The organism is Streptococcus oralis subsp. oralis (assembly GCF_002096595.1).
Lineage (GTDB): Bacteria > Bacillota > Bacilli > Lactobacillales > Streptococcaceae > Streptococcus > Streptococcus oralis_D.
The window spans coordinates 1-22279 of sequence record NZ_NCUR01000010.1; the positions used below are offsets into that span (position 1 = coordinate 1).

At 41.2% G+C, this 22279-nt stretch carries 28 protein-coding genes; 27 read left to right on the plus strand and 1 reads right to left on the minus strand.

What is annotated here, in order from left to right:
- The 24 genes from B7714_RS04325 to B7714_RS04445 all read left to right on the plus strand — a co-directional run.
- Window positions 1-366 (plus strand): LPXTG cell wall anchor domain-containing protein (locus tag B7714_RS04325; RefSeq protein WP_142358017.1); only part of this gene is annotated, 366 nt, incomplete at its 5' end.
- Between the two features lie 213 nt (window positions 367-579).
- Window positions 580-1197: a class I SAM-dependent methyltransferase gene (locus B7714_RS04330; protein ID WP_044020517.1), complete on the plus strand. Its 618-nt coding sequence runs from the start codon at window positions 580-582 to the stop codon at window positions 1195-1197.
- A 13-nt stretch (window positions 1198-1210) separates the two neighbouring features.
- Window positions 1211-1834, plus strand: coding sequence for a Type 1 glutamine amidotransferase-like domain-containing protein (locus B7714_RS04335; protein ID WP_084859741.1), 624 nt, complete (start codon window positions 1211-1213; stop codon window positions 1832-1834).
- Between the two features lie 156 nt (window positions 1835-1990).
- On the plus strand, window positions 1991-2167 hold the full coding sequence (rpsU, locus tag B7714_RS04340) for a 30S ribosomal protein S21 (RefSeq protein WP_000048054.1): 177 nt from the start codon (window positions 1991-1993) through the stop codon (window positions 2165-2167).
- A gap of 64 nt (window positions 2168-2231) precedes the next feature.
- Window positions 2232-3194, plus strand: a complete 963-nt coding sequence (locus B7714_RS04345) for a hypothetical protein (protein ID WP_084859742.1) — start codon at window positions 2232-2234, stop codon at window positions 3192-3194.
- A gap of 136 nt (window positions 3195-3330) precedes the next feature.
- Window positions 3331-4266, plus strand: coding sequence for an HPr(Ser) kinase/phosphatase (gene hprK / locus B7714_RS04350; protein WP_000115190.1), 936 nt, complete (start codon window positions 3331-3333; stop codon window positions 4264-4266).
- Window positions 4259-5047 (plus strand): prolipoprotein diacylglyceryl transferase, encoded by a 789-nt coding sequence (gene lgt / locus B7714_RS04355; protein ID WP_044020520.1) that lies wholly within the window; start codon window positions 4259-4261, stop codon window positions 5045-5047. Before hprK ends, lgt begins: the two co-directional genes overlap by 8 nt.
- A complete protein-coding gene (locus B7714_RS04360) occupies window positions 5048-5431 on the plus strand; it encodes a DUF948 domain-containing protein (protein WP_044020521.1) in 384 nt (127 codons plus the stop codon).
- A 15-nt stretch (window positions 5432-5446) separates the two neighbouring features.
- Window positions 5447-5845, plus strand: a complete 399-nt coding sequence (locus B7714_RS04365) for a YtxH domain-containing protein (RefSeq protein WP_084859743.1) — start codon at window positions 5447-5449, stop codon at window positions 5843-5845.
- A gap of 72 nt (window positions 5846-5917) precedes the next feature.
- Window positions 5918-7048: a radical SAM family heme chaperone HemW gene (hemW, locus tag B7714_RS04370; RefSeq protein ID WP_084859744.1), complete on the plus strand. Its 1131-nt coding sequence runs from the start codon at window positions 5918-5920 to the stop codon at window positions 7046-7048.
- Between the two features lie 4 nt (window positions 7049-7052).
- Window positions 7053-7790 (plus strand): acyl-[acyl-carrier-protein] thioesterase, encoded by a 738-nt coding sequence (locus B7714_RS04375; RefSeq protein ID WP_084859745.1) that lies wholly within the window; start codon window positions 7053-7055, stop codon window positions 7788-7790.
- A 10-nt stretch (window positions 7791-7800) separates the two neighbouring features.
- Entirely contained in the window at window positions 7801-8574 is a 774-nt protein-coding gene (locus tag B7714_RS04380; protein ID WP_084859746.1) for a TIGR01457 family HAD-type hydrolase, read from the plus strand.
- On the plus strand, window positions 8564-9181 hold the full coding sequence (locus B7714_RS04385) for a TIGR01906 family membrane protein (protein ID WP_084859747.1): 618 nt from the start codon (window positions 8564-8566) through the stop codon (window positions 9179-9181). The genes B7714_RS04380 and B7714_RS04385 overlap by 11 nt, the downstream gene beginning before the upstream one ends.
- 220 nt (window positions 9182-9401) lie before the next feature.
- Window positions 9402-9803 (plus strand): Spx/MgsR family RNA polymerase-binding regulatory protein, encoded by a 402-nt coding sequence (locus B7714_RS04395; protein WP_000631261.1) that lies wholly within the window; start codon window positions 9402-9404, stop codon window positions 9801-9803.
- The gene (locus B7714_RS04400) at window positions 9804-10082 is read left to right on the plus strand and encodes a UPF0223 family protein (protein WP_001041959.1); all 279 of its coding nucleotides are present in this window, start codon (window positions 9804-9806) and stop codon (window positions 10080-10082) included.
- On the plus strand, window positions 10072-10845 hold the full coding sequence (locus B7714_RS04405; RefSeq protein ID WP_084859749.1) for an inositol monophosphatase family protein: 774 nt from the start codon (window positions 10072-10074) through the stop codon (window positions 10843-10845). Before B7714_RS04400 ends, B7714_RS04405 begins: the two co-directional genes overlap by 11 nt.
- On the plus strand, window positions 10846-12150 hold the full coding sequence (locus tag B7714_RS04410) for an RsmF rRNA methyltransferase first C-terminal domain-containing protein (protein ID WP_084859750.1): 1305 nt from the start codon (window positions 10846-10848) through the stop codon (window positions 12148-12150).
- 210 nt (window positions 12151-12360) lie between these two features.
- On the plus strand, window positions 12361-13239 hold the full coding sequence (locus tag B7714_RS04415) for a phosphate ABC transporter substrate-binding protein PstS (protein ID WP_084859751.1): 879 nt from the start codon (window positions 12361-12363) through the stop codon (window positions 13237-13239).
- On the plus strand, window positions 13239-14156 hold the full coding sequence (gene pstC / locus B7714_RS04420) for a phosphate ABC transporter permease subunit PstC (protein WP_001070951.1): 918 nt from the start codon (window positions 13239-13241) through the stop codon (window positions 14154-14156). The genes B7714_RS04415 and pstC overlap by 1 nt, the downstream gene beginning before the upstream one ends.
- Window positions 14146-15030 (plus strand): phosphate ABC transporter permease PstA, encoded by an 885-nt coding sequence (pstA, locus tag B7714_RS04425; RefSeq protein WP_000543050.1) that lies wholly within the window; start codon window positions 14146-14148, stop codon window positions 15028-15030. The genes pstC and pstA overlap by 11 nt, the downstream gene beginning before the upstream one ends.
- Before the next feature lie 10 nt (window positions 15031-15040).
- Entirely contained in the window at window positions 15041-15844 is an 804-nt protein-coding gene (gene pstB / locus B7714_RS04430; protein ID WP_000049851.1) for a phosphate ABC transporter ATP-binding protein PstB, read from the plus strand.
- A gap of 12 nt (window positions 15845-15856) precedes the next feature.
- Entirely contained in the window at window positions 15857-16615 is a 759-nt protein-coding gene (gene pstB / locus B7714_RS04435; RefSeq protein ID WP_001287327.1) for a phosphate ABC transporter ATP-binding protein PstB, read from the plus strand.
- An 11-nt stretch (window positions 16616-16626) separates the two neighbouring features.
- Window positions 16627-17280: a phosphate signaling complex protein PhoU gene (phoU, locus tag B7714_RS04440; protein ID WP_000946470.1), complete on the plus strand. Its 654-nt coding sequence runs from the start codon at window positions 16627-16629 to the stop codon at window positions 17278-17280.
- Between the two features lie 157 nt (window positions 17281-17437).
- Window positions 17438-18253, plus strand: a complete 816-nt coding sequence (locus tag B7714_RS04445; protein ID WP_084859752.1) for an ABC transporter substrate-binding protein — start codon at window positions 17438-17440, stop codon at window positions 18251-18253.
- Window positions 18254-18272: 19 nt separating this feature from the next.
- Here the strand turns inward: B7714_RS04445 and B7714_RS04450 are convergent, their stop codons facing one another.
- The gene (locus tag B7714_RS04450; RefSeq protein WP_084859753.1) at window positions 18273-19544 is read right to left on the minus strand and encodes an aminotransferase-like domain-containing protein; all 1272 of its coding nucleotides are present in this window, start codon (window positions 19542-19544) and stop codon (window positions 18273-18275) included.
- Window positions 19545-19689: 145 nt separating this feature from the next.
- Here B7714_RS04450 and budA point away from each other — a divergent pair, with 145 nt between their 5' ends.
- The 3 genes from budA to murB all read left to right on the plus strand — a co-directional run bounded on the left by budA (window position 19690) and on the right by murB (window position 22202).
- Window positions 19690-20421 (plus strand): acetolactate decarboxylase, encoded by a 732-nt coding sequence (budA, locus tag B7714_RS04455; RefSeq protein ID WP_000375405.1) that lies wholly within the window; start codon window positions 19690-19692, stop codon window positions 20419-20421.
- Between the two features lie 9 nt (window positions 20422-20430).
- The gene (locus B7714_RS04460; protein WP_084859754.1) at window positions 20431-21186 is read left to right on the plus strand and encodes a YhfC family intramembrane metalloprotease; all 756 of its coding nucleotides are present in this window, start codon (window positions 20431-20433) and stop codon (window positions 21184-21186) included.
- A gap of 110 nt (window positions 21187-21296) precedes the next feature.
- Entirely contained in the window at window positions 21297-22202 is a 906-nt protein-coding gene (gene murB, locus B7714_RS04465; RefSeq protein ID WP_000111590.1) for a UDP-N-acetylmuramate dehydrogenase, read from the plus strand.
- Window positions 22203-22279: the final 77 nt, after the last annotated feature.

The window sequence follows — 22279 nt, forward strand, 5'->3', positions numbered from 1 at the left end:
CCGCCAACCTTTGAAGATGGAACAACTGAAAAAGTCGTTCCAGGTGAAGGAACTTATGTAATCTCACCAGATGGCACCGTCACCTTTACTCCTGAGGCAGACTTTGTAGGACAAGCCAAAGGTGTGAAAGTGATCCGTAAAGATCGCAATGGAAATATCATTTCAGGATTCTATACTCCAACCGTAGTAGAACTTCCTGTAGTTGAAAATCCAGAACAACAAGGTATTACAGAAGAAAGAACTGCTAAAACTCTTCCAAATACGGGTTCTGAGGAGACATCTCACTTGACAGCTGGTCTATTGGCTGCTTTATCAGGTATGGGATTAATTTCTCTAGCTCAAAGAAAAAAATCTGAGGAAGAATAATTAGTGGCGAAAGTCATCAAGTAAGTTGTTTTAGATACTTGATTGAAATGATTACATTCATTACTATCTAAGAAGATGTCAGTCTAACAGAAAGAGAGAACCAATTGGTTCTCTCTTTTTGGTGATTGGTTTGAAAATCGTTTAATTATTTTGCATCAATTATTCACAATTTTACTAAAGTGGTATAATATAGCTATACGGGGAGGCTCGATTTTGATTTATATATTCGGTTTTATTTGTTTTTTACTTTTAATGTTTCTGTTTAGTCGCTTAATTCAGCAATCAAAGAATCCTTCGGGCTTTCTAGGAAAACGAATGATGAAATTATGGAATCGAGCCTATCTCCCCATGTTTGTATGGGCAATTCGTCATCTGGATAGGACATTTTACCCTGTAATCTTAGATGTAGGAGTTGGGAATGGCCGTTCAACCATCCTACTGAAAGAAACTTTTCCGCAAAGTACTATAACTGGAATTGATATTTCAGATGTAGCAATAGCTCAAGCCAAACAGATAGAGATGACTAATCTAAATTTTGAACGAAGAGATGTTAGGGAGACAGGTTTTTCTGATGAAAGTGTTGATTTAATCACAGCTTTTCAAACTCATTTTCATTGGCAGGATCTAGAGGCTTCTTTTATGGAACTTCGAAGAATACTCAAATCAGACGGGATACTCTTACTAGCTTGTGAGTATAACAAGTTATCTTACTTTTTACCAGAGGTGCAAAGCGAAGAAGCATTTAGACGATTCTTGTTATCAGTAGGGTTTGAGCTCGTAACTAGTCAAAGAAAGGGATCATGGATCCTTTATAAAATTGTTAAACATTAATGGAGGTACAGTCATGAAACAATTATTTTTATGTTCATACTTTGCTGGAGTCAAAAAGCTTTTTAGCGATTATGCAAAGGAAAAGAATCTAGAAAATAAGGTTTTATTTATTCCTACCGCTGGGAACAAAGAGGACTATACTGCCTATATCGATGAGGCTCAGCAAACATTCAGAGATTTAGGATTTGAGATAGAGGTTCTAGATATTGCTTCTTGTGATCGAGAAACTGCACAGGCAAAGATTTTCCAAAGTAAGATTCTTTATATCTCAGGCGGGAATACATTTTATTTATTGCAAGAATTAAAGAAAAAGCAACTCTTACCTCTCATCAAAGAGCAAATAAGAGATGGGTTGGTCTATGTGGGAGAATCAGCAGGGGCTATCATTACAGCCAAGGATATTGACTACAATAAACTCATGGACGACAAGACGGTAGCGACAGAGTTATCGGATACAGCGGGATTGGATGAAGTGGATTTTTATATCCTTCCACATTATGGTGAGGAACCTTTTACTGATAGTAGCAAGAAGACCTTTGAAACCTATAAAAATCAGCTCGACTTAATACGAATGAACAATTTACAAGCTGTTATTGTAAATGATAAAGAAATAAAAGTTGTTTCTGAACAGGATTAAAATAATTTTTTTCGCTATTATGACATCTATTCTAATACATTATCTCTTTTAAAAAGAAAAGGGAAGATAATATAAGTTTATGGCAGTTTTCCCTTGACAAATATTCATTTTGCGTGTAAAATGGAATAGATCTTGAACTTGAAGGGAGTGAAAAAAATGTCTAAAACAGTAGTACGTAAGAATGAATCTCTTGACGATGCACTTCGTCGTTTCAAACGTGCGGTTACTAAAGCTGGTACTCTTCAAGAAACACGCAAACGTGAATTCTATGAAAAACCTTCTGTAAAACGTAAACGTAAATCAGAAGCAGCTCGTAAACGTAAAAAATTCTAATTTGAAATGAAAGGCTAGACTTGTCTAGTCTTTTTTTGCACAATGTTTAGAGAAATGAATTGTTATGAGAGAGTATATAAAAGAATATCAAAAAATGCGTGAAAATCACTTGGAAAATTGGGGTTATTGTGCTGATCCGATCGATTGGAAGGAATTTGAAGAGTCAAACCAAAGAATTTTTGAAAAGTATTTGACCGATTCAAAAGTATCGTCTGACAAGGTTTTAAGGGTAAAATTGTACAGTAGCTTATTGCTAGATGATATTAAATATTTTGCCTATTATGCTGCGTTTTTAGATGGGGATTATAAGCAGTTAAACAACGCTCTATGGCAAACAGGAAGAACCGAGTTGATGAGAGGTGGTTTGTTGGCAAGTGGAACCATTTACACAGATGGGATTTTGAAAGGCTTGTTTACCTCTTTTGCTTGTAACGATTTTTCAGTCATTCCATCATTCATCCCCAAAGATTTACCCTTGTTGAAAGGAACTTATTATCCAGAAAATGTGATTAATATTTTATACGCTCTTTATTATCAAGATGAAGAAAGATTATCCGAGTCTCTCTTGCGTGCACAACAGTTTTTAGGGAAGAAAAAACGAACTGGTATGGAAGAATTTTCTGTTCGGTATTTTATAAACTTGGCAAGAAAAGATGCAGTTGCATTAAGTGAGTCCTTACAAAGTTTATGCCAAGCTTATCAGAGACGAGGTTACCCTTATGAAAAAATTGATAAGTGCTTTGCGGATGAGATTCATGGTCTATATCGATTGGTACGATTTTTTGACCATTCCTTGTTTGAAGAAGTCAGCATGCCGTCTCATAAGACTTTTTTGAAGGAGTTTGAAGAATGGCAAGTTCGAAATCAGTTTCCAAAAGGTCAACAGTTCTATACTTATTCTCAAGATATGGTTGATGCAAACAGAATGTTAACAAAAGGTCTTCCAAGAATTTACTTAGAAAAATCTGGAAGGGACTTGGTGATAGACGTTGACCGATTTGCAGTAGATTTGTCTCGGTTAATTTAAAAGAGTACGAAAAGACTTACTAGTCAAATATTTTCCCAAGCAACATCAAATAAATACTGTAAATCCTGCAAAAAAAGGAAACTTCCAACTACAATTTGATATAATAGTAAGGAGAACTCGATTGAAGGAGGAAATTATGTCGGTTTTAGTAAGAGATGTCATTGAAAAACTCAGACTAGATATTGTCTATGGTGAAGGCGAATTACTTGAAAAAGAAATCAATACTGCGGACATTATGAGACCTGGTCTTGAAATGACGGGCTATTTTGATTACTATACACCAGAACGGATTCAGCTGTTAGGGATGAAGGAGTGGTCCTATTTAGTTGCCATGCCTGCCCAGAACCGTTATCAAGTTTTGAAGAAAATGTTTCTACCTGAAACACCTGCGGTTATCGTGGCTCGTGGTCTGGTAGTTCCAGAGGAAATGTTAAGGGCTGCTAGAGAATGCAAGATTGCAATTTTAACTAGCCGAACAGCAACCAGCCGTTTATCTGGAGAACTTTCTAGCTACCTTGATTCCCGTTTGGCTAAACGTACCAGTGTGCATGGTGTCTTGATGGATATCTATGGCATGGGTGTCTTGATCCAAGGGGATAGTGGTATCGGTAAGAGCGAGACAGGTCTTGAGCTTGTGAAGCGTGGACACCGCCTAGTAGCAGACGATCGTGTAGATATTTATTCTAAGGATGAGATGACTCTTTGGGGCGAACCTGCTGAAATCTTGAAGCATTTACTTGAGATTCGTGGAGTTGGGATTATCGATATCATGAGTCTCTATGGTGCGAGTGCTGTAAAAGATTCTTCACAAGTTCAGCTAGCAGTTTATTTGGAAAATTATGATACGCATAAGACCTTTGACCGTCTAGGAAATAATGCTGAAGAACTCGAGGTTTCTGGTGTAACGATTCCGCGTATCCGCATCCCAGTAAAAACAGGACGCAATATCTCCGTTGTTATTGAGGCGGCTGCCATGAACTATCGTGCTAAAGAAATGGGCTTTGATGCGACGCGTTTATTTGAAGAACGCTTGACAAATCTAATCGCTCAAAATGAGGTGAAACATGATTAATCCAGTCGCATTTGAAATTGGTCCCTTTGCTATTCGTTGGTATGCTTTGTGTATTGTAGCTGGTTTGGTTTTGGCAGTCTATCTTGCGATGAAAGAAGCTCCTAAAAAGAAAATCCTGTCAGATGATATTTTGGATTTTATACTGATTGCTTTTCCGGTAGCTATTTTAGGTGCTAGACTATACTACGTACTCTTTCGCTTAGATTATTATCTTCAAAATCCAGGTGAAATCATCGCCATCTGGAATGGTGGTTTGGCCATTTACGGAGGTTTGATAGCGGGCGCTATTGTTCTTTATATCTTTGCAGATAGAAAGTTGATTAATACTTGGGATTTCTTAGACATTGCAGCACCGAGCGTCATGGTTGCCCAGAGTTTAGGGCGTTGGGGGAACTTCTTTAACCAAGAAGCCTACGGTGCAGCGGTAGATAATCTGGATTATTTGCCAGGCTTTATCCGTGACCAGATGTACATTGATGGTAGCTACCGTCAGCCGACCTTCTTATATGAGTCGGTTTGGAATCTGATTGGATTTGCTTTGATTCTGATTTTTAGACGAAAATTAAAGGGAATCAGACGTGGTCATATTACTGCTTTCTACTTGATTTGGTATGGTTTTGGTCGTATGATCATCGAAGGAATGCGGACAGATAGTCTCATGTTCTTTGGTCTGCGAGTTTCCCAATGGTTATCAGTTGTCCTTATCGGACTCGGTATTTTTATCATACTTTATCAAAATCGAAAGAAAGCCCCTTTCTATCATAATGAGGAGGAAAAATAAATGTTAGAAGTTGCATATATACTTGTTGCGATTGCTTTGATTGTCTGTTTAGTTTATTTGACAATCACGATTCAAAAAGCAGGTCGTATGATTGATGAAACAGAGAAAACCATCAAAACGTTGAGCTCAGATGTGAACGTTACCTTGCATCAGACCAATGAATTGTTGGCTAAGGTCAATGTGTTAGCAGACGATATCAATATCAAAGTTGCGACGATTGATCCACTCTTTACGGCGGTGGCTGACTTATCTGAGTCAGTATCTGATCTCAACCAACATGCACGTGTTTTAGGTAAAAAGGCTTCATCTGCTGGATCAAAAACACTTAAGACGGGTGCTGGATTATCTGCACTCCGTGTCGCAAGTAAATTTTTCAAAAAATAAAAAAGGAGAAATCTTATGGGAAAATTATCCTCTATCCTTTTAGGAACAGTTTCAGGTGCAGCTCTTGCTTTGTTTTTGACGAGTGACAAGGGTAAGCAAGTTTGTAGTCAAGCTCAGGATTTTCTAGATGATTTGAGAGAAGATCCAGAATATGCCAAAGAGCAAGTCTGTGAGAAATTGACAGAAGTGAAGGAACAAGCAACGGACTTTGTGCTGAAAACAAAGGAACAAGTAGAATCTGGTGAAATCACTTTTGATAGCGTCCTTGATCAAGCCAAAACATGTGCACGACAAGCGACAGAAGCATCGAAAGAAACCTTTAACAATCTCAAGGAGCAATGGCAAGACCAGTCAGCAACTCCAGATATCGTAGAAGACGAAGAAGAGATTATTATTGATATTACAGAAGAATAAAACATCACCATCTCTGGTTCTAGAGATGGTGATTTTTATCTGGAAAGCAGTCTTTGTGGTATAATAAATACTATGCAGAAAAAACCAACATCAGCCTATGTGCATATTCCCTTTTGCACACAGATTTGTTATTATTGTGACTTTTCAAAGGTGTTTATTAAGAATCAACCAGTAGATAGTTATTTGGAGCATCTGCTAGAAGAGTTTCGTTCTTATGATATCCAAAAATTGCGAACCCTCTATATTGGAGGTGGGACACCAACGGCTTTGTCAGCTCCACAACTAGAAGTGCTCTTGGATGGCTTGACTAAACACTTGGACTTGTCTGTCTTAGAAGAGTTGACCATTGAGGCCAATCCAGGCGATTTGGACGCGGATAAGATTGCGGTTTTGAAAAACTCGGCTGTCAATCGTGTTTCACTAGGCGTGCAGACTTTTGATAACAAAATGCTGAAAAAAATTGGGCGCAGTCATTTGGAAAAGGATATTTATGAGAATATCGATCGCCTCAAACTGGCTGGTTTTGACAATATTTCCATCGATCTAATCTACGCTCTTCCTGGTCAAACGATGGCTCAGATCAAAGACAATGTAGCTAAGGCTATCTCGCTTGATATTCCTCATATGAGTCTTTATAGCTTGATTTTGGAGAATCATACGGTCTTTATGAACCGCATGAGACGCGGGAAATTGCCCCTGCCCAAGGAAGAGTTAGAAGCAGAGATGTTTGAGTACATCATCGCAGAACTGGAGCGAGCTGGTTTTGAGCATTATGAGATTTCAAATTTCTCTAAACCCGGCTTTGAAAGTCGCCACAATCTCATGTACTGGGACAATGCCGAGTATTATGGTATCGGTGCGGGTGCTTCAGGTTATGTGAACGGGGTACGTTATAAAAACCACGGTCCTATCCGCCACTATCTCAATGCAGTAGAGGAAGGAAATACTCGGATTACAGAAGAACACCTGAGTCAAAGGGAGCAGATGGAAGAAGAAATGTTCCTAGGCCTCCGGAAAAAATCCGGGGTTTCTATGGCGCGATTTGAGGAGAAATTCGGACGATCCTTTGATGGACTTTATGGCGAAATCATCAGAGACTTGGTTCAACAAGGACTCATGCAGGTCGACGGTGACCGTGTCCGAATGACAAAGAGGGGTCTCTTCTTGGGAGACACTGTAGCAGAACGATTTATTTTGGAGTAGAACAATGGGTTTAACTTATCAAATGAAAATGAAAATTCCTTTTGATATGGCGGACATGAACGGTCATATCAAACTTCCAGATGTGATTTTGCTGTCCCTGCAAGTATCAGGTATGCAGTCGATTGAGCTAGGAGTCAGTGACAAGGACGTATTGGAGCGTTACAATCTGGTCTGGATTATCACGGATTATGAAATTGAAGTGGTTCGCTTGCCTCGCTTTGCTGAAGAGATTACGATTGAAACAGAAGCATTGACTTACAATCGTCTTTTTTGCTACCGCCGTTTCACTATCTATGATGAAGCAGGTCAAGAAATCATTCGCATGGTAGCAACCTTTGTTCTCATGGACAGAGATAGTCGGAAAGTCCATGCTGTAGAACCGGAGATTGTTGCACCTTACCAGTCTGAGTTTGATAAAAAACTCATCCGTGGGCCAAAGTATGTAAATCTAGAAGATCCGATCAGTAAAGACTACCATGTTCGTTTTTACGACTTGGATATGAATGGTCATGTTAATAACAGTAAATACCTGGATTGGATTTTTGAGGTTATGGGAGCAGACTTTTTGACCAAGTATATTCCAAAGAAAATCAATCTCAAGTATGTCAAAGAAGTGCGACCAGGTGGCATGATTACTTCAGCGTATGAACTCAAGGGACTAGAAAGCAAGCATGAGATTATTAGTGATGGCGAGATCAATGCCCAAGCTATGATTACTTGGCAAGAAATTGAAGGCAATTAGAAAGAGCGATATGGCTTATAAAGGTTATTTAATTGATTTAGACGGAACCATTTACAAGGGGAAGGACCGGATTCCAGCGGGAGAGGCTTTTGTGCATGAATTGCAGAAGCGAGAGATTCCCTATCTCTTTGTAACCAACAATACAACTCGTACTCCTGAGAGCGTTCAAGAGATGTTGGCTCAGAATTTTAATATCAACACGCCTCTATCGACTGTTTACACAGCGACTTTGGCAACCATCGACTATATGAATGACTTGGGACTAGAAAAAACAGTCTATGTTATCGGAGAAGCAGGACTCAAGGATGCCATTCAGGCGGCTGGTTATGTCGAAGACAAGGAAAATCCAGCCTATGTGGTAGTTGGACTGGACTGGCAAGTCGACTATGAAAAATTTGCAACGGCGACTCTAGCCATCCAAAAGGGTGCTCATTTTATCGGAACCAATCCAGACCTCAATATCCCGACAGAACGTGGTCTTTTGCCAGGTGCTGGTTCACTTGTAACACTTCTTGAAGTCGCTACACGGGTCAAACCAGTTTATATCGGAAAACCAAATGCTATCATTATGGATAAGGCAGTTGAGCACTTGGGCTTGAAAAGAGAAGAATTGCTCATGGTTGGGGATAACTACCTGACAGATATCCGAGCAGGAATTGACAATGGCATTCCAACGCTCTTGGTGACGACAGGTTTTACCAAGGCAGAAGAAGTCGCGGACCTGCCAATTGCACCAACACATGTGCTTTCTAGCCTTGAGGAGTGGAATTTTGATGAAAACTAAACTGACCTTTTGGGGAAGTATGCTCTTTCTCCTTTCCATTTCTATTCTCTTAACCATTTATCTGGCATGGATTTTCTATCCTTTGGAAATTCAGTGGCTGAACTTAGCGGATCGAGTCTATCTAAAGCCCGAAACCATTCAGTACAATTTTCATATCTTGATGAATTACCTGACCAATCCCTTTAGTCAGGTCTTAGAGATGCCAGATTTTCGTTCATCAGCTGCAGGTTTACACCATTTTGAGGTGGTGAAGAATCTCTTCCACTTGGTTCAGCTGGTCACTTTGGTGACACTTCCAAGTTTCTATTTCTTTGTTAGAAAGATTGTGAAAAAAGGCTTTTTGCCCCTATATCGTAAAAGTATCCTGGCTCTAGTGCTATTACCTCTCGCCATTGGGCTTGTGGGAGTGTTGATTGGTTTTGAGCAATTCTTTACTCTTTTCCATCAGATTCTCTTTGTGGGAGATGATACTTGGCTTTTTGATCCAGCAAAGGATCGAGTTATTCTGATTTTACCAGAGATTTTCTTCCTCCATGCCTTTGTACTTTTCTTTGCTTTGTATGAAGGAATATTAGGTTTCCTTCTTGTTAAAGCTTCAAAGAAATAGTGGAAAAAATTCTGTATTTTTAATAAAAAACGAGAGAAGTTGCTCTGCTCCCTATTTATTGTTAGGTTATCCTAAAGATAAACTTGCAAAGCAGGAGATTTTTGCAGAAAACAGTCTATTTTCTATGAAAAAATAGGCTTTTTTTCTAAAAATACCTAGTCAAGCGCTTTATTTTTTTGTATAATAGAAATAGCAAGTATAGATAAAAGAAGAGAAAAGCATGATTACACTATTTTTATCACCGAGTTGTACATCATGTCGTAAGGCAAAGGCTTGGTTAGAGACGCATAAAGTGCCCTTTCAAGAGCATAATATTATGACTAGTCCTTTAACAAGAAAAGAATTACAACATATTCTTTCCTTGACCGAAAATGGTACTGATGACATCATTTCAACTCGTTCAAAAATCTTCCAAAAATTAGATATTGATGTAGAGAGTATCTCGGTATCGGAGTTGCTTCAGTTGATTGAGCAATATCCTAGTCTTTTGCGTCGCCCAATTATTATAGATACCAAACGCATGCAGATCGGTTTTAATGAAGATGAGATTCGTGCTTTTCTCCCTCGTAGTTACCGTAAACAAGAATTGAAAGAAGCAACATTGAGAGCTGGTATAGGATAGATGAACAAACAGTATAGTTACCCACTAGATTTGTCGTGGAGCACTGAAGAACTTGCTTCAGTGCTTTCTTTTTTTAATGATGTTGAAGCTGCTTATGAAGATAAGGTAGAAGCAAAAAAACTGCTAGATTCTTATAAGGAATTTAAGTCTGTCGTTCCAAGCAAAAGCGAAGAAAAGCGGCTAGGTCGCGAATTTGAGACGGCTAGCGGTTATTCCTTCTATCATGCAGTTCAATTAGCAAAAGAAAAAAGAGAAGGGAAGATTTCTCTTGGAAACTAAATTTGAATTTGCCAAACAGATTGTGCAGGAAGCTACTGACTATATTTTGGCTCACATGAAAGAAGATTTGCAGGTTGAGCGCAAGTCTTCACCTACTGACTTGGTGACACGTTTGGATAAGGAGGTCCAGCAACTCTTGGTTGATCGGATCAAGTCCACCTATCCTGAGGATTTGATTTGCGCGGAAGAGGGTTGTTTACGTGCTGCAGTCGGTCAAGGTTCCGTTTGGGTGATTGATCCCATTGACGGTACCAATAACTTTATCGCCCAGCAGGAAGATTTTGCCGTGATGTTGGCTTATTTTGAGGTTGGTGTGGGCAAATTTGGTGTCATCTATGATGTCATGAAAGGCGATTGTTACCATGGTGGTGGTGCCTTTCCTCCATGTCGTAATAATGATCCCTTACCGCCTTTTAAAAAGAAACCTCTTCAAGAATTTTTAGTTGCCGGTAACTCAGGTATGTTTGAAAGCAATGAGTGGGGCTTGGCGGATTTGGGGCGAGCAGCGTTGGGTGTCCGTGTTTACGGCAGTGCGGCCATTAGTTTTGCAAAGGTTTTATCGGGTCGTCTTCTGACTTATATTACCTACTTGCAACCATGGGATTACGCTGCGGCCAGTATCTTAGGGGAAAGTCTGGGTTATCGCCTTCTTACGGTATCAGGTGAGCCCGCTGATTTTAAAACGCGTCAGCCTGTCATGATGGTGCCAATCGAGATGCAAGAAGAGATTCAGTCTTATATCTACGAAAGGAAAGAGAACTAAATGCAATTTCCAGAAGGATTTGTTGAAAAATATGAAGCGATACTAGAAGATGAGGCAAGAGACTTTCTTGCCTCTTTTAAACAAGAAGCGGTTTCGGCTTTTCGGGTCAATCCCTTAAAAGAAAGTCAGTTATCGTTTGCTGATGCTATTCCCCATACACCTTGGGGGTATTATGGTAAGGTTTCTGGAAAGTCACCAGAGCATGCGACCGGTCTTGTTTATTCGCAAGAGCCTGCAGCCCAAATGGTGGCCCAGGTAGCTCAACCAAGTCCTGGTATGAAGGTCTTGGACTTGGCGGCAGCACCAGGTGGAAAATCCACTCAACTAGCAGCTTATCTGGCTAATCAGGGAGTCCTTGTTTCCAACGAAATCTCAAGCAAGCGTGCTAAAATTTTAGTGGAAAATATGGAGCGATTTGGAGCGACAAACGTTGTTGTGACCAATGAATCTGCTGACCGCTTGGCCAAGGTTTTTAAAGGTTACTTTGATGTGATTGTCCTTGATGCACCTTGCTCGGGTGAAGGGATGTTTCGTAAGCAGCCCGATGCCATGGATTATTGGAGCTTCGATTATCCGAGCCAATGTGCTAGTCTCCAAAGGGAAATTTTAGAAGATGCAGTGAGCATGCTTGCTGAAGGTGGTCGTTTGGTCTATTCGACCTGTACTTGGGCACCTGAGGAAAATGAAGAAATCGTCCACTGGTTGCTGGATACTTATGATTTTGAATTGCTTCCAGTCGAGCATGTGAATGGTATGGTAGCAGGAATTGATCTTCCTGAAACGTCTCGAATGTACCCTCATCATTTCAAGGGAGAAGGCCAGTTTGTTGCCCACCTGCAGTTTAAGGGACAAAATCCAGCACCTAAATTCAAAGCTAGCAAGAGCAATCTCAGTCGTGAACAGCTGGCCTTGTGGCAAGAATTTGCCCAAAAACACTTGCGGATCAATCTAACTGGTATCTTGCAAACTTTTGGAGATCAACTCTATCTCTTGCCAGAGATGCTACCTGATCTAGGGAAACTCAAAATTGCCCGAAATGGGCTCCATCTGGGTACTTTTAAGAAGAAGCGTTTTGAACCAAGCTTTGCTCTCGGATTAGCCTTGAAACCAAGTCAAGTAAAACAAAGTGTCGAAATCAATGATGAGGACTTTGTAAAATATGTGGCTGGTGAGACTGTTCAATTGGCTGAAGATCGACCAAATGGCTGGTACCAAGTTGTGGTTCAAGGAAATGGATTAGGCTTTGCCAAGGTAACGGGAAATGTTTTGAAAAATTATTATCCAAAAGGACTCAGATTCAGGTGAAAAAGCTAGTCAAAGAGCCTATTCTATGTTATAGTGGAAGTATGAGTTTTTTCTGATAGTCTTTCATTATTACTTATATTATACGATGGAATTTCCCGCTCCTAAGAATGTCTAGATAAAATAAAGCGGGACAATCATTGATGATGATTGGATGATCAGGACAAACGGAAGAAATCAGAACATTTATCATTATGTTCAAGGAGAATAACAGTGAAAAAAAGAAAAAAGCTCGTCATGTCTCTTGCAGCTCTTTTGATGGCAGGTTCTCTAGCAGGATGTGCTAGCTGGATTGATCGTGGAGAATCCATGACAGCCGTTGGTTCAACTGCTCTTCAGCCTCTTGTCGAAGCGGCAGCAGATGAATTTGGTTCTAGAAACATCGGAAAAACAGTCAATGTTCAAGGTGGTGGATCGGGTACAGGCCTATCCCAAGTCCAGTCTGGAGCAGTTGACATCGGGAACTCTGACGTCTTTGCAGAGGAAAAAGAGGGAATCGATGCTTCAGCTCTAGTAGACCACAAGGTTGCAGTGGCTGGTCTTGCAGTGATTGTAAACAAGGAAGTGGATGTTGAAAATCTCACAACCGAGCAACTTCGCAAGATCTTTACTGGTGAAGTGACCAACTGGAAAGAAGTTGGGGGCAAAGACTTAGCTATTTCAATCATCAACCGAGCAGCAAGTTCTGGTTCACGAGCGACGTTTGATACTGTGGTTATGAATGGCCAAGCGGCAATGCAGAGTCAAGAACAGGATTCTAATGGGATGGTCAAGTCCATTGTATCCCAAACGCCTGGAGCCATTTCTTACCTGGCTTTTGCCTATGTAGATGACTCCGTGAAAAGCATGAAACTGAATGGCTATGAACCTACATCTGAGAATGTAACGACTAATAATTGGCCTTTGTGGTCTTATGAACATATGTACACACTTGGTCAGCCTAATGAGTTAGCTACTGAATTCCTGAATTTCGTCCTCTCAGATAAAGCCCAAAATGGGATTGTTAAGGGCATGGGCTATATCTCAATCAATGAAATGAAAGTCCAAAAGGATGCTTCAGGTACCGTCATAGCAGTAGAAGGAGGTCAATAATGAATCAAGAAGAATTATCTAAAAAATTACTCTCTCCTTCAAAGAACTCTCGCCTTGAGAAGTTTGGTAAAGGTTTGACCTTCACCTGCCTTTCTTTGATTGTCATCATTGTGGCAATGATTTTGATTTTTGTAGCCCAAAAAGGCTTATCGACCTTCTTTGTCAATGGGGTCAACATCTTTGATTTCCTCTTTGGACAAACTTGGAATCCTTCAGGGAAACAATTTGGTGCCCTTCCAATGATTTTGGGCTCCTTTATTGTGACGATTTTATCGGCCCTCATCGCAACTCCCTTTGCTATCGGAGCTGCAGTCTTTATGACCGAAGTATCACCAAAGGGTGCAAAGATTTTGCAACCAGCCATTGAACTCCTCGTCGGTATTCCTTCAGTTGTCTATGGATTTATCGGTTTGCAGGTTGTGGTTCCATTTGTTCGTAGTGTCTTTGGTGGAACTGGTTTTGGGATCTTGTCAGGGATTTTCGTTCTTTTTGTCATGATCCTTCCAACTGTAACCTTTATGACAACAGACAGCTTACGTGCTGTTCCTCGTCATTACCGTGAAGCCAGTTTAGCTATGGGAGCCACTCGTTGGCAAACCATCTGGCGTGTGACCTTGAAAGCAGCACGTTCAGGTATTTTCACTGCAGTGGTCTTTGGGATGGCGCGTGCCTTTGGTGAAGCCCTTGCTATTCAGATGGTTGTCGGAAACTCAGCAGTTATCCCAACCTCGCTAACAACACCAGCTGCGACCTTGACATCTGTATTGACTATGGGTATCGGAAATACCGTCATGGGAACGGTTGATAATAACGTTCTCTGGTCACTGGCCTTGGTATTGCTCTTGATGAGTTTGGCCTTTAACAGTGTGATTAAATTGATTACGAAAGAAAGAGGAAAGAAAAACTATGCACGCTAAGAAATTAGATAAACTTGCAACAGCTGTCCTCTATACCATCGCGGGTATCATCGTTGCCATCTTGGCATCCTTGATTCTCTATATCTTGGTGAGAGGGTTACCGCATATCTCTTGGTCTTTCTTGACTGGGAAATCCTCCTCTTATCAAGCAGGTGGGGGTATCGGGATTCAGCTCTACAATTCCTTCTTCCTTTTGGTCATTACCTTGATCATTTCTGTTCCCCTGTCTATGGGAGCTGGCGTTTTCCTCGCTGAGTATGCCAAAAAAGGACCTGTGACCAATTTTATTCGTACCTGTATTGAGATTTTGTCTTCTCTACCATCAGTCGTTGTGGGTCTCTTTGGTTACTTGATCTTTGTAGTCCAGTTTGAGTATGGATTTTCAATCATTTCAGGTGCCTTGGCCTTGACAGTCTTTAACCTTCCTCAGATGACTCGAAATGTTGAGGACAGTTTAAAACACGTTCACCATACGCAACGCGAGGCTGGTCTGGCCCTTGGAATTTCTCGTTGGGAGACTGTGGTCCATGTGGTCATTCCAGAAGCCCTTCCAGGTATCGTAACGGGTGTTGTCTTGGCCTCTGGCCGTATCTTTGGTGAGGCTGCCGCTCTTATCTATACGGCAGGACAATCTGCTCCAGCCCTTGACTGGTCTAACTGGAATATCCTCAGTGTTACCAGCCCTATCTCAATCTTCCGTCAAGCAGAAACCTTGGCTGTCCACATTTGGAAGGTCAACAGTGAAGGAACCATTCCTGATGCTACCATTGTATCTGCTGGTTCTGCCGCCGTGCTCCTCATCTTTATCTTGATTTTTAACTTTGGAGCTCGCAAACTCGGAAGCTATTTACACAAGAAATTAACCGCTGCCTAAAGGAGAAGCCATGTCAAAATATAACTGGGATGAAAAGCATATTATCACTTTCCCTGAAGAAAAAGTGGCCCTCTCTACCAAGGATTTACATGTTTACTATGGTAAAAATGAATCCATCAAGGGCATCGATATGCAATTTGAAAAAAATAAAATTACAGCCTTGATTGGTCCTTCTGGATCTGGGAAATCTACTTATCTTCGCAGTCTCAATCGGATGAATGATACCATTGATATTGCCAAGGTCACAGGTCAAATCCTCTACCGAGGGATTGACGTCAACCGTCCAGAAATCAATGTCTATGAGATGCGCAAGCATATCGGAATGGTCTTCCAACGTCCAAATCCATTTGCTAAGTCTATCTATCGCAACATCACTTTTGCTCATGAACGTGCAGGTGTTAAGGACAAGAAAGTACTTGATGAAATTGTAGAAACCTCTCTAAGACAGGCTGCCCTTTGGGATCAGGTCAAAGACGACCTTCACAAATCAGCCTTGATGCTTTCTGGAGGTCAGCAGCAACGTCTCTGTATCGCTCGTGCCATCTCTGTCAAGCCAGATATCCTCTTGATGGATGAACCGGCGTCAGCCTTGGATCCGATTGCGACAGCCCAGCTGGAAGAAACCATGTTGGAATTGAAGAAGGACTTTACCATCATCATCGTTACCCACAGTATGCAACAGGCTGCGCGTGCAAGTGACTACACAGGATTTTTCTACCTGGGTGATTTGATTGAGTACGATAAGACATCCAATATTTTCCAAAATGCTAAGTTACAGTCAACCAATGACTATGTAACGGGACACTTTGGTTAGAAAGGAAACGGTATGTCAGAAGCGATTTTACAGGTGTCAGACCTGTCCGTTTATTACAATAAAAAGAAGGCCTTGAATAGTGTTTCCCTTTCTTTCCAACCTAAGGAAATAACAGCCTTGATTGGTCCTTCTGGATCAGGAAAGTCCACCCTGCTCAAAGCCATCAACCGCATGGGCGATCTAAATCCTGAGGTGACAACAACTGGATCAGTAGTCTATAATGGTCACAATATCTACAGTCCCCGCACCGATACGGTTGAATTGCGTAAGGAAATCGGTATGGTCTTTCAACAGCCCAATCCCTTCCCTATGTCTATCTACGAAAATGTTGTCTATGGGCTGCGTATCAATGGGGTTAAGGATAAACATGTTTTGGATGAAGCAGTAGAAAAGGCCTTGCAACGTGCTTCTATCTGGGATGAAGTAAAGGATCGTTTGCATGATTCAGCCATTGGTCTCTCAGGTGGACAACAACAACGTGTTTGTGTAGCTCGTGTCTTAGCAACCAGTCCGAAAATCATCCTCTTAGATGAACCAACTTCAGCTTTGGATCCTATTTCTGCAGGTAAGATTGAGGAAACCTTGTATGGTCTGAAAGATAAATACACCATGCTCTTGGTAACGCGTTCGATGCAACAAGCCTCACGTATCTCTGATAAAACAGGATTTTTCCTAGATGGGGATTTGATCGAGTTTAATGATACGAAGAAGATGTTCCTAGACCCACAAAACAAGGAAACAGAAGATTATATTACAGGAAAATTTGGATAAGGAGTTGAATGATGTTACGATCTCAATTTGAAGAAGATTTGGAGAAATTGCACAACCAGTTCTATGCTATGGGACAAGAAGTGCTCTCGCAGATCAATCGTACAGTGCGTGCCTTTGTTACGCATGACCGTGATTTGGCAAAAGAAGTCATCGAAGATGATGCAGAAGTAAATGAATATGAAGTGAAGTTGGAAAAGAAATCATTTGAAATGATCGCCCTCCAACAACCTGTTTCGCAAGACCTTCGTACCGTCTTGACCGTTCTCAAGGCAGTGTCAGACGTGGAACGCATGGGAGATCATGCAGTGTCTATCGCTGAGGCGACCATTCGTATGAAGGGGGAGCAACGTATCCCTTCTGTTGAAGAAGAAATCAAAAAAATGGGACGCGACGTGAAAAACTTCGTCGAAGCAGCTCTAGATCTTTATCTCAACGGGTCTGTGGATCAAGCCTACGAAGTAGCGGCGATGGATGAAAAAATCAACCATTACTTTGATAGCATCCGTGAATTGGCTACAGAAGAAATCAAGAAAAATCCTGAAGCTATTGTTACAGGCCGTGATTACTTCCAGGTCATTTCTTTCTTGGAACGTATCGGAGACTACGCAAAAAATATCTGTGAATGGGTTGTTTACTTTGAAACAGGTAAGATTGTCGAACTATAAGAAACGGTTTAAATATACAGAAAAAAGGCTGATTAGAATAAATCAGTCTTCTTTTTTTATGAAAAGAATTGTTTTACAATCAAAATCTCTAAAAGGGTTGACAACTATTTTTAAAAGAGTTATAATTATTCAGAATTAACAGAAAGGTCGTTTATTTATGAAATTTAAGAAATGGATATTAGTTGTGTGTAGCATGCTTGCCAGTGTGGTTTTAGTAGCTTGCCAGTCAGGAACAGATAGTTCCCAGTCTGCTGTGGACGCTATTAAACAAAAAGGAAAGCTAGTTGTTGCGACCAGCCCAGACTATGCACCTTTTGAATTCCAAGCCTTGGTAGATGGTAAAAACCAAGTGGTTGGGGCAGATATTGATATGGCTCAAGCGATTGCGGATGAGCTTGGGGTTAAACTTGAAATCTCTAGCATGAGTTTTGATAATGTCTTGACCAGTCTTCAAACTGGAAAGGCTGACTTGGCTATTGCAGGTATTAGTGCCACAGATGAGAGAAAGGAAGTCTTTGACTTTTCAGTTCCTTACTATGAAAATAAGATGAGTTTCTTGGTTAGAAAAGCCGATTTAGACAAATACAAGGATCTTTCAAGCCTCGCAAGTGCCAATATAGCAGCTCAAAAGGGAACTGTGCCAGAAACCATGGTGAAGGAACAATTGCCAAATGCCCAGTTGACATCTTTGACCAATATGGGGGAAGCAGTCAATGAATTGCAGGCTGGAAAAGTGGATGCTGTTCATATGGATGAACCAGTTGCTCTTAGCTACGCAGGTAAAAACTCAGACCTTGTTGTTGCATCTGTTAACTTGACGATGAAAGACGGTGAAGCCAATGCCGTTGCTATCAAGAAGGATCAATCAGACTTGAAAGCAGTAGTAGATAAGGTTATCCAAAAACTGAAAGATGACGGAACCTATCAAAGCTATCTTGAAAAGGCAGCGAAACTAACAGAAGTTGAACAATAAGAAAAAGCAGAGTTGGACTTTAATCCAACTCTGTTTTTATGTATTCTAATAGCTCTTCTAGATTTTCAAGAGTGACTTTGGCGAACTGATAAGGGCAGGCATCCAAATAAGCCTTCTCAAAAAAGTCTAGTTTGAGTGAGCTGTGTTTCAAACTGGCAATCTTAGGATAGTGTCTCAAATCAAGGAGAAGACCATCGTGTAGAGGATAGTGGGGCAAGGGACAGATGTTTTCTTTAAGCACTTTCTTTATCTGAGCCTGATAGTTCTCTTGAAGGGTAAGGCGGGCCAGTCGGTTTTTTTCGAATAACTGGCTATCGATGTAAAGAGAAAGAGCCTTTTGCATGATGAGATTGCTGTCATAGTCCAGGATATTTTTGTAGGAAACGAAGGCCTCTTTTAGGGCATTTGGGAGAATGAGAGCGGTAATACGAAGGGCTGGAAAGAGACTTGTTGAGAAGGACTTGATATAAATGACCCGATCTTCAGTATCCAGATAGTGGAAGGTTTGGCCCTTTCTAGGATCTAGATCCCCTAAATAGTCATCCTCGACGATGTATACACCATATTGGTTTGCTAGATCCAGAATAGCCCTTTTTTCCTGATCAGAATAGGAATGGCCAAGAGGATAGTGGAAGCGAGGAATGGTATAGAAAAACTTGATTTTTCCAGATTTAAACTGTTCTTCCAGTTCTTCAAGGTTAATGCCATCAATTCGGCGTTCAATGGTCTGGTAGGCTAATCCTTGAGCGACCAAGAGGCGATTCATTCGGTGGTAAGTCGGCTGTTCAACCAAAATCTCTTCTCCCTCGCTTGGAAAGTTGATCTGAGAAAGGATAAAGAGAGCTTGCTGGGTGCCAGATGTCAGAACCAGTTGGTCGGGTTTACAGTAGAGGGCTTGGTCAAAGAGGAGTTGATGGACAGATTGTCTGAGTTCCTCAAGGCCTTCTTGGTTGTCATAGTAGTTGAAGAGGTAGTTTTCTCGGCCTATCAGGGTTTCGTTGACACAGAGTCGGAAGTCGTCATAGGTACTGGCATGTTCGTCGGTGACTTCGATTTCCAAGTCTTGGTGCTGTCCTTGTTCCAAAACATAGTAGCCACTTTGGGGCTTGGCATAGAGGTATTGTTCATGGCGTAATTCTAGCAGGGCTCGTTGGACAGTGTCCTTGCTACAGCTGAAGTCTTGGCTCAATTGACGGATGGAGGGAAGCCGGCTACCTGTTGGAAATTTTCCTGATTCGATACCTTTTTTGAGAAAGGAAACGACTGCTTGGTATTTACTTTCTTTCTTCATTCCAGACCTCCGTTGATTTTGTTACATTGTACCTTTTTTTTGTCTCCTTTGCAATGGGAAAAGCATTTCTCCCTTTCACAACTAGGAGCAAATGTGGTATACTTAGAAAGTATGATGATTCATTGAAAAGAAGATAAGAAAGAGAATGGATAGAAAAGTGCAGGAACCGGTAAAATTATTTCAATACAATACTCTAGGTGCCCTAATGGCAGGTCTCTATGGTGGAACCATGACAGTAGGAGAATTGCTGGAACATGGTGACCTTGGTTTGGGGACTTTGGATTCGATTGACGGGGAATTGATCGTCCTTGATGGCAAGGCTTATCAAGCCAAGGGGTCTGGTCAAACGCCTGAAATCGTTGAAGTGGCAGCGGATGCCCTTATTCCCTATGCAGCAGTGGTTCCTCATCAGGCAGAAGTGATTTTTCGTCAGCGCTTTGAGATGACTGACAAGGAATTGGAAAAGCGAATTGAGTCCTACTATGATGGGGAAAATCTTTTTCGTTCCATCAAGATTCATGGCGAATTTTCACAAATGCACGTGCGGATGATTCCCAAATCCACACCTGATACCAAGTTTGCTGATGTCGCGACTCACCAACCTGAATATAGCCGTGAAAATGTATCGGGAACTATTGTTGGGTTTTGGACACCGGAAATTTTCCATGGAGTGAGTGTTGCAGGCTACCATTTGCATTTTATCTCAGATGATTTGACTTTTGGTGGACACGTGATGGACTTCGTTATCAAAGAAGGAATGATCGAGGTTGGGGCAGTAGACCAGTTGGACCAACGTTTTCCAGTCCAAGATCGCCAGTATTTATTTGCTAAATTTAATGTTGACGAGATGAAGAAAGATATTGATAAGTCAGAATAGGAGAAAAAGATGACAGTACATATTATCCTCACCATGATCGCTTTAGTTCTCATTCTAGTAAGCGGAACTTGGTATGCCAAAAAACGGTTTAAAATCTCTCTTGCAGTGATGGGCTTGGGGGCAATCGCATTTTTTGTTTCTTCTCAAGTGTTAGAAAAGATGGTTCACCTTCTGGTACTCCATCCGCAAAAGGATGGAACCATTCCGCTCATGCAGGAGCAGCCTTTCTTATACGTCCTTTATGGAATCGCCATGGCGGCCCTCTTTGAGGAAACTGCCCGCCTTGTCTTTTTTAAATGGTTGGAGAAAAAGAGAAAGCTAGAAGATCGAGATGCTTTGGCTTATGGTTTGGGACATGGGGGCTTGGAGATGCTCTATCTCGGAATGGGAAGCTTGATCAGTTTGTTGATTCTCTTTTCACTCATTCAGTCTTCAAATACTGATGTAGCCAATCTCCTTCCAAAGTCTACACTCGAAACGGTCCAGTCTCTATCGGTTTGGCAGGTTTATTTACTAGGAGTTGAGCGTGTGCTTGCCTTGGTTCTGCAAATTGGTCTCTCTATCTGGGTCTATCAAAGTGTTCGTCAAAAGAAATGGATCTACCTCCTTGCTGCCTATGGTTTGCATGCCTTGTTTGACTTGGCTCCAGCTTTATCTCAGGTAGGATGGATTGCAAATCCACTTGTAGTGGAGGGCATTCTTCTTGTAGAAGTACTGGCCTTTGTCTGGCTAACAAAATCTACATTTTTGAAAAAATCATCATAAAAAGAGGTTCACCTCTTTTTTTATGTAATGATAAAACAAGCTCTTTTTATGGTCGTCAAATGTCTCTAAAAATGGTATAATGGAATGAATTTTGAAAAAGGAAGAGTGACATGTCAGTAAAAGAAAAAATGCTTGAAATCCTAGAAGGAATCGATATTCGTTTTAAGGAACCTTTGAAGACCTATACCTATACCAAGGTTGGAGGTCGAGCAGATTACCTAGTTTTACCGCGCAATCGCTATGAGATGGCGCGTGTTGTTCAATTTGCCAATCAAGAAAATATTCCTTGGATGGTGCTAGGAAATGCCAGCAATATCATTGTTCGTGAAGGTGGAATCCGTGGTTTTGTCATCTTGTGCGATAAGCTCAATAACGTTTCGGTTGATGGCTATACCATCGAAGCAGAAGCAGGAGCCAACTTGATCGAAACGACACGTATTGCTCTCCGTCATAGTTTGACTGGTTTTGAGTTTGCTTGTGGGATTCCTGGAAGCATCGGTGGAGCTGTCTTTATGAATGCGGGTGCCTATGGAGGAGAGATTGCTCATATCTTGCAGTCTTGTCAAATTTTGACCAAGGAAGGGGAAATCGAGACCTTATCTGCCAAGGACTTGGCTTTTGGTTACCGCCATTCAGCTATTCAGGATTCTGGGGCTGTTGTTTTGTCAGCTAAATTTGCCCTAGCTCCAGGGAATCATCAGGTTATCAAGCAAGAAATGGACCGCTTGACGCACCTACGTGAACTCAAACAACCTCTAGAATACCCATCATGTGGGTCAGTCTTTAAGCGTCCAGTTGGGCATTTTGCAGGACAGCTGATTTCAGAAGCTGGCCTGAAGGGCTATCGAATCGGTGGTGTGGAAGTATCTGAAAAGCATGCCGGTTTTATGATCAATGTTGCTGACGGAACGGCCAAAGACTATGAAGACTTGATCCAATCTGTTATTGAAAAAGTCAAGGAACACTCAGGTGTCACTCTTGAAAGAGAAGTCCGAATCTTGGGTGAGAAAGAATAAGGTTGGGGTAGAAAAGTTGCTGCTATAACCATTTAAAGGGGGTGAAAGCCTATCGTTAGTGAAGATGTATGTAGGCA

Bases quoted from the DNA above. Each gene is read 5' to 3' on its own strand.
- B7714_RS04345 (WP_084859742.1), top strand. From the start codon at position 2,232: ATGAGAGAGTATATAAAAGAATATCAAAAAATGCGTGAAAATCACTTG.
- B7714_RS04450 (WP_084859753.1), bottom strand. From the start codon at position 19,544: ATGAAGAAAGAAAGTAAATACCAAGCAGTCGTTTCCTTTCTCAAAAAA.
- B7714_RS04410 (WP_084859750.1), top strand. From the start codon at position 10,846: ATGCAATTTCCAGAAGGATTTGTTGAAAAATATGAAGCGATACTAGAA.
- B7714_RS04380 (WP_084859746.1), top strand. From the start codon at position 7,801: ATGGCTTATAAAGGTTATTTAATTGATTTAGACGGAACCATTTACAAG.
- pstC (WP_001070951.1), top strand. From the start codon at position 13,239: ATGAATCAAGAAGAATTATCTAAAAAATTACTCTCTCCTTCAAAGAAC.
- B7714_RS04445 (WP_084859752.1), top strand. From the start codon at position 17,438: ATGAAATTTAAGAAATGGATATTAGTTGTGTGTAGCATGCTTGCCAGT.
- lgt (WP_044020520.1), top strand. From the start codon at position 4,259: ATGATTAATCCAGTCGCATTTGAAATTGGTCCCTTTGCTATTCGTTGG.
- hemW (WP_084859744.1), top strand. From the start codon at position 5,918: ATGCAGAAAAAACCAACATCAGCCTATGTGCATATTCCCTTTTGCACA.
- B7714_RS04385 (WP_084859747.1), top strand. From the start codon at position 8,564: ATGAAAACTAAACTGACCTTTTGGGGAAGTATGCTCTTTCTCCTTTCC.
- B7714_RS04375 (WP_084859745.1), top strand. From the start codon at position 7,053: ATGGGTTTAACTTATCAAATGAAAATGAAAATTCCTTTTGATATGGCG.
- budA (WP_000375405.1), top strand. From the start codon at position 19,690: ATGGATAGAAAAGTGCAGGAACCGGTAAAATTATTTCAATACAATACT.
- B7714_RS04360 (WP_044020521.1), top strand. From the start codon at position 5,048: ATGTTAGAAGTTGCATATATACTTGTTGCGATTGCTTTGATTGTCTGT.
- B7714_RS04460 (WP_084859754.1), top strand. From the start codon at position 20,431: ATGACAGTACATATTATCCTCACCATGATCGCTTTAGTTCTCATTCTA.
- hprK (WP_000115190.1), top strand. From the start codon at position 3,331: ATGTCGGTTTTAGTAAGAGATGTCATTGAAAAACTCAGACTAGATATT.
- B7714_RS04400 (WP_001041959.1), top strand. From the start codon at position 9,804: ATGAACAAACAGTATAGTTACCCACTAGATTTGTCGTGGAGCACTGAA.
- B7714_RS04365 (WP_084859743.1), top strand. From the start codon at position 5,447: ATGGGAAAATTATCCTCTATCCTTTTAGGAACAGTTTCAGGTGCAGCT.
- pstB (WP_000049851.1), top strand. From the start codon at position 15,041: ATGTCAAAATATAACTGGGATGAAAAGCATATTATCACTTTCCCTGAA.
- pstA (WP_000543050.1), top strand. From the start codon at position 14,146: ATGCACGCTAAGAAATTAGATAAACTTGCAACAGCTGTCCTCTATACC.
- rpsU (WP_000048054.1), top strand. From the start codon at position 1,991: ATGTCTAAAACAGTAGTACGTAAGAATGAATCTCTTGACGATGCACTT.
- B7714_RS04335 (WP_084859741.1), top strand. From the start codon at position 1,211: ATGAAACAATTATTTTTATGTTCATACTTTGCTGGAGTCAAAAAGCTT.
- phoU (WP_000946470.1), top strand. From the start codon at position 16,627: ATGTTACGATCTCAATTTGAAGAAGATTTGGAGAAATTGCACAACCAG.
- murB (WP_000111590.1), top strand. From the start codon at position 21,297: ATGTCAGTAAAAGAAAAAATGCTTGAAATCCTAGAAGGAATCGATATT.
- pstB (WP_001287327.1), top strand. From the start codon at position 15,857: ATGTCAGAAGCGATTTTACAGGTGTCAGACCTGTCCGTTTATTACAAT.
- B7714_RS04395 (WP_000631261.1), top strand. From the start codon at position 9,402: ATGATTACACTATTTTTATCACCGAGTTGTACATCATGTCGTAAGGCA.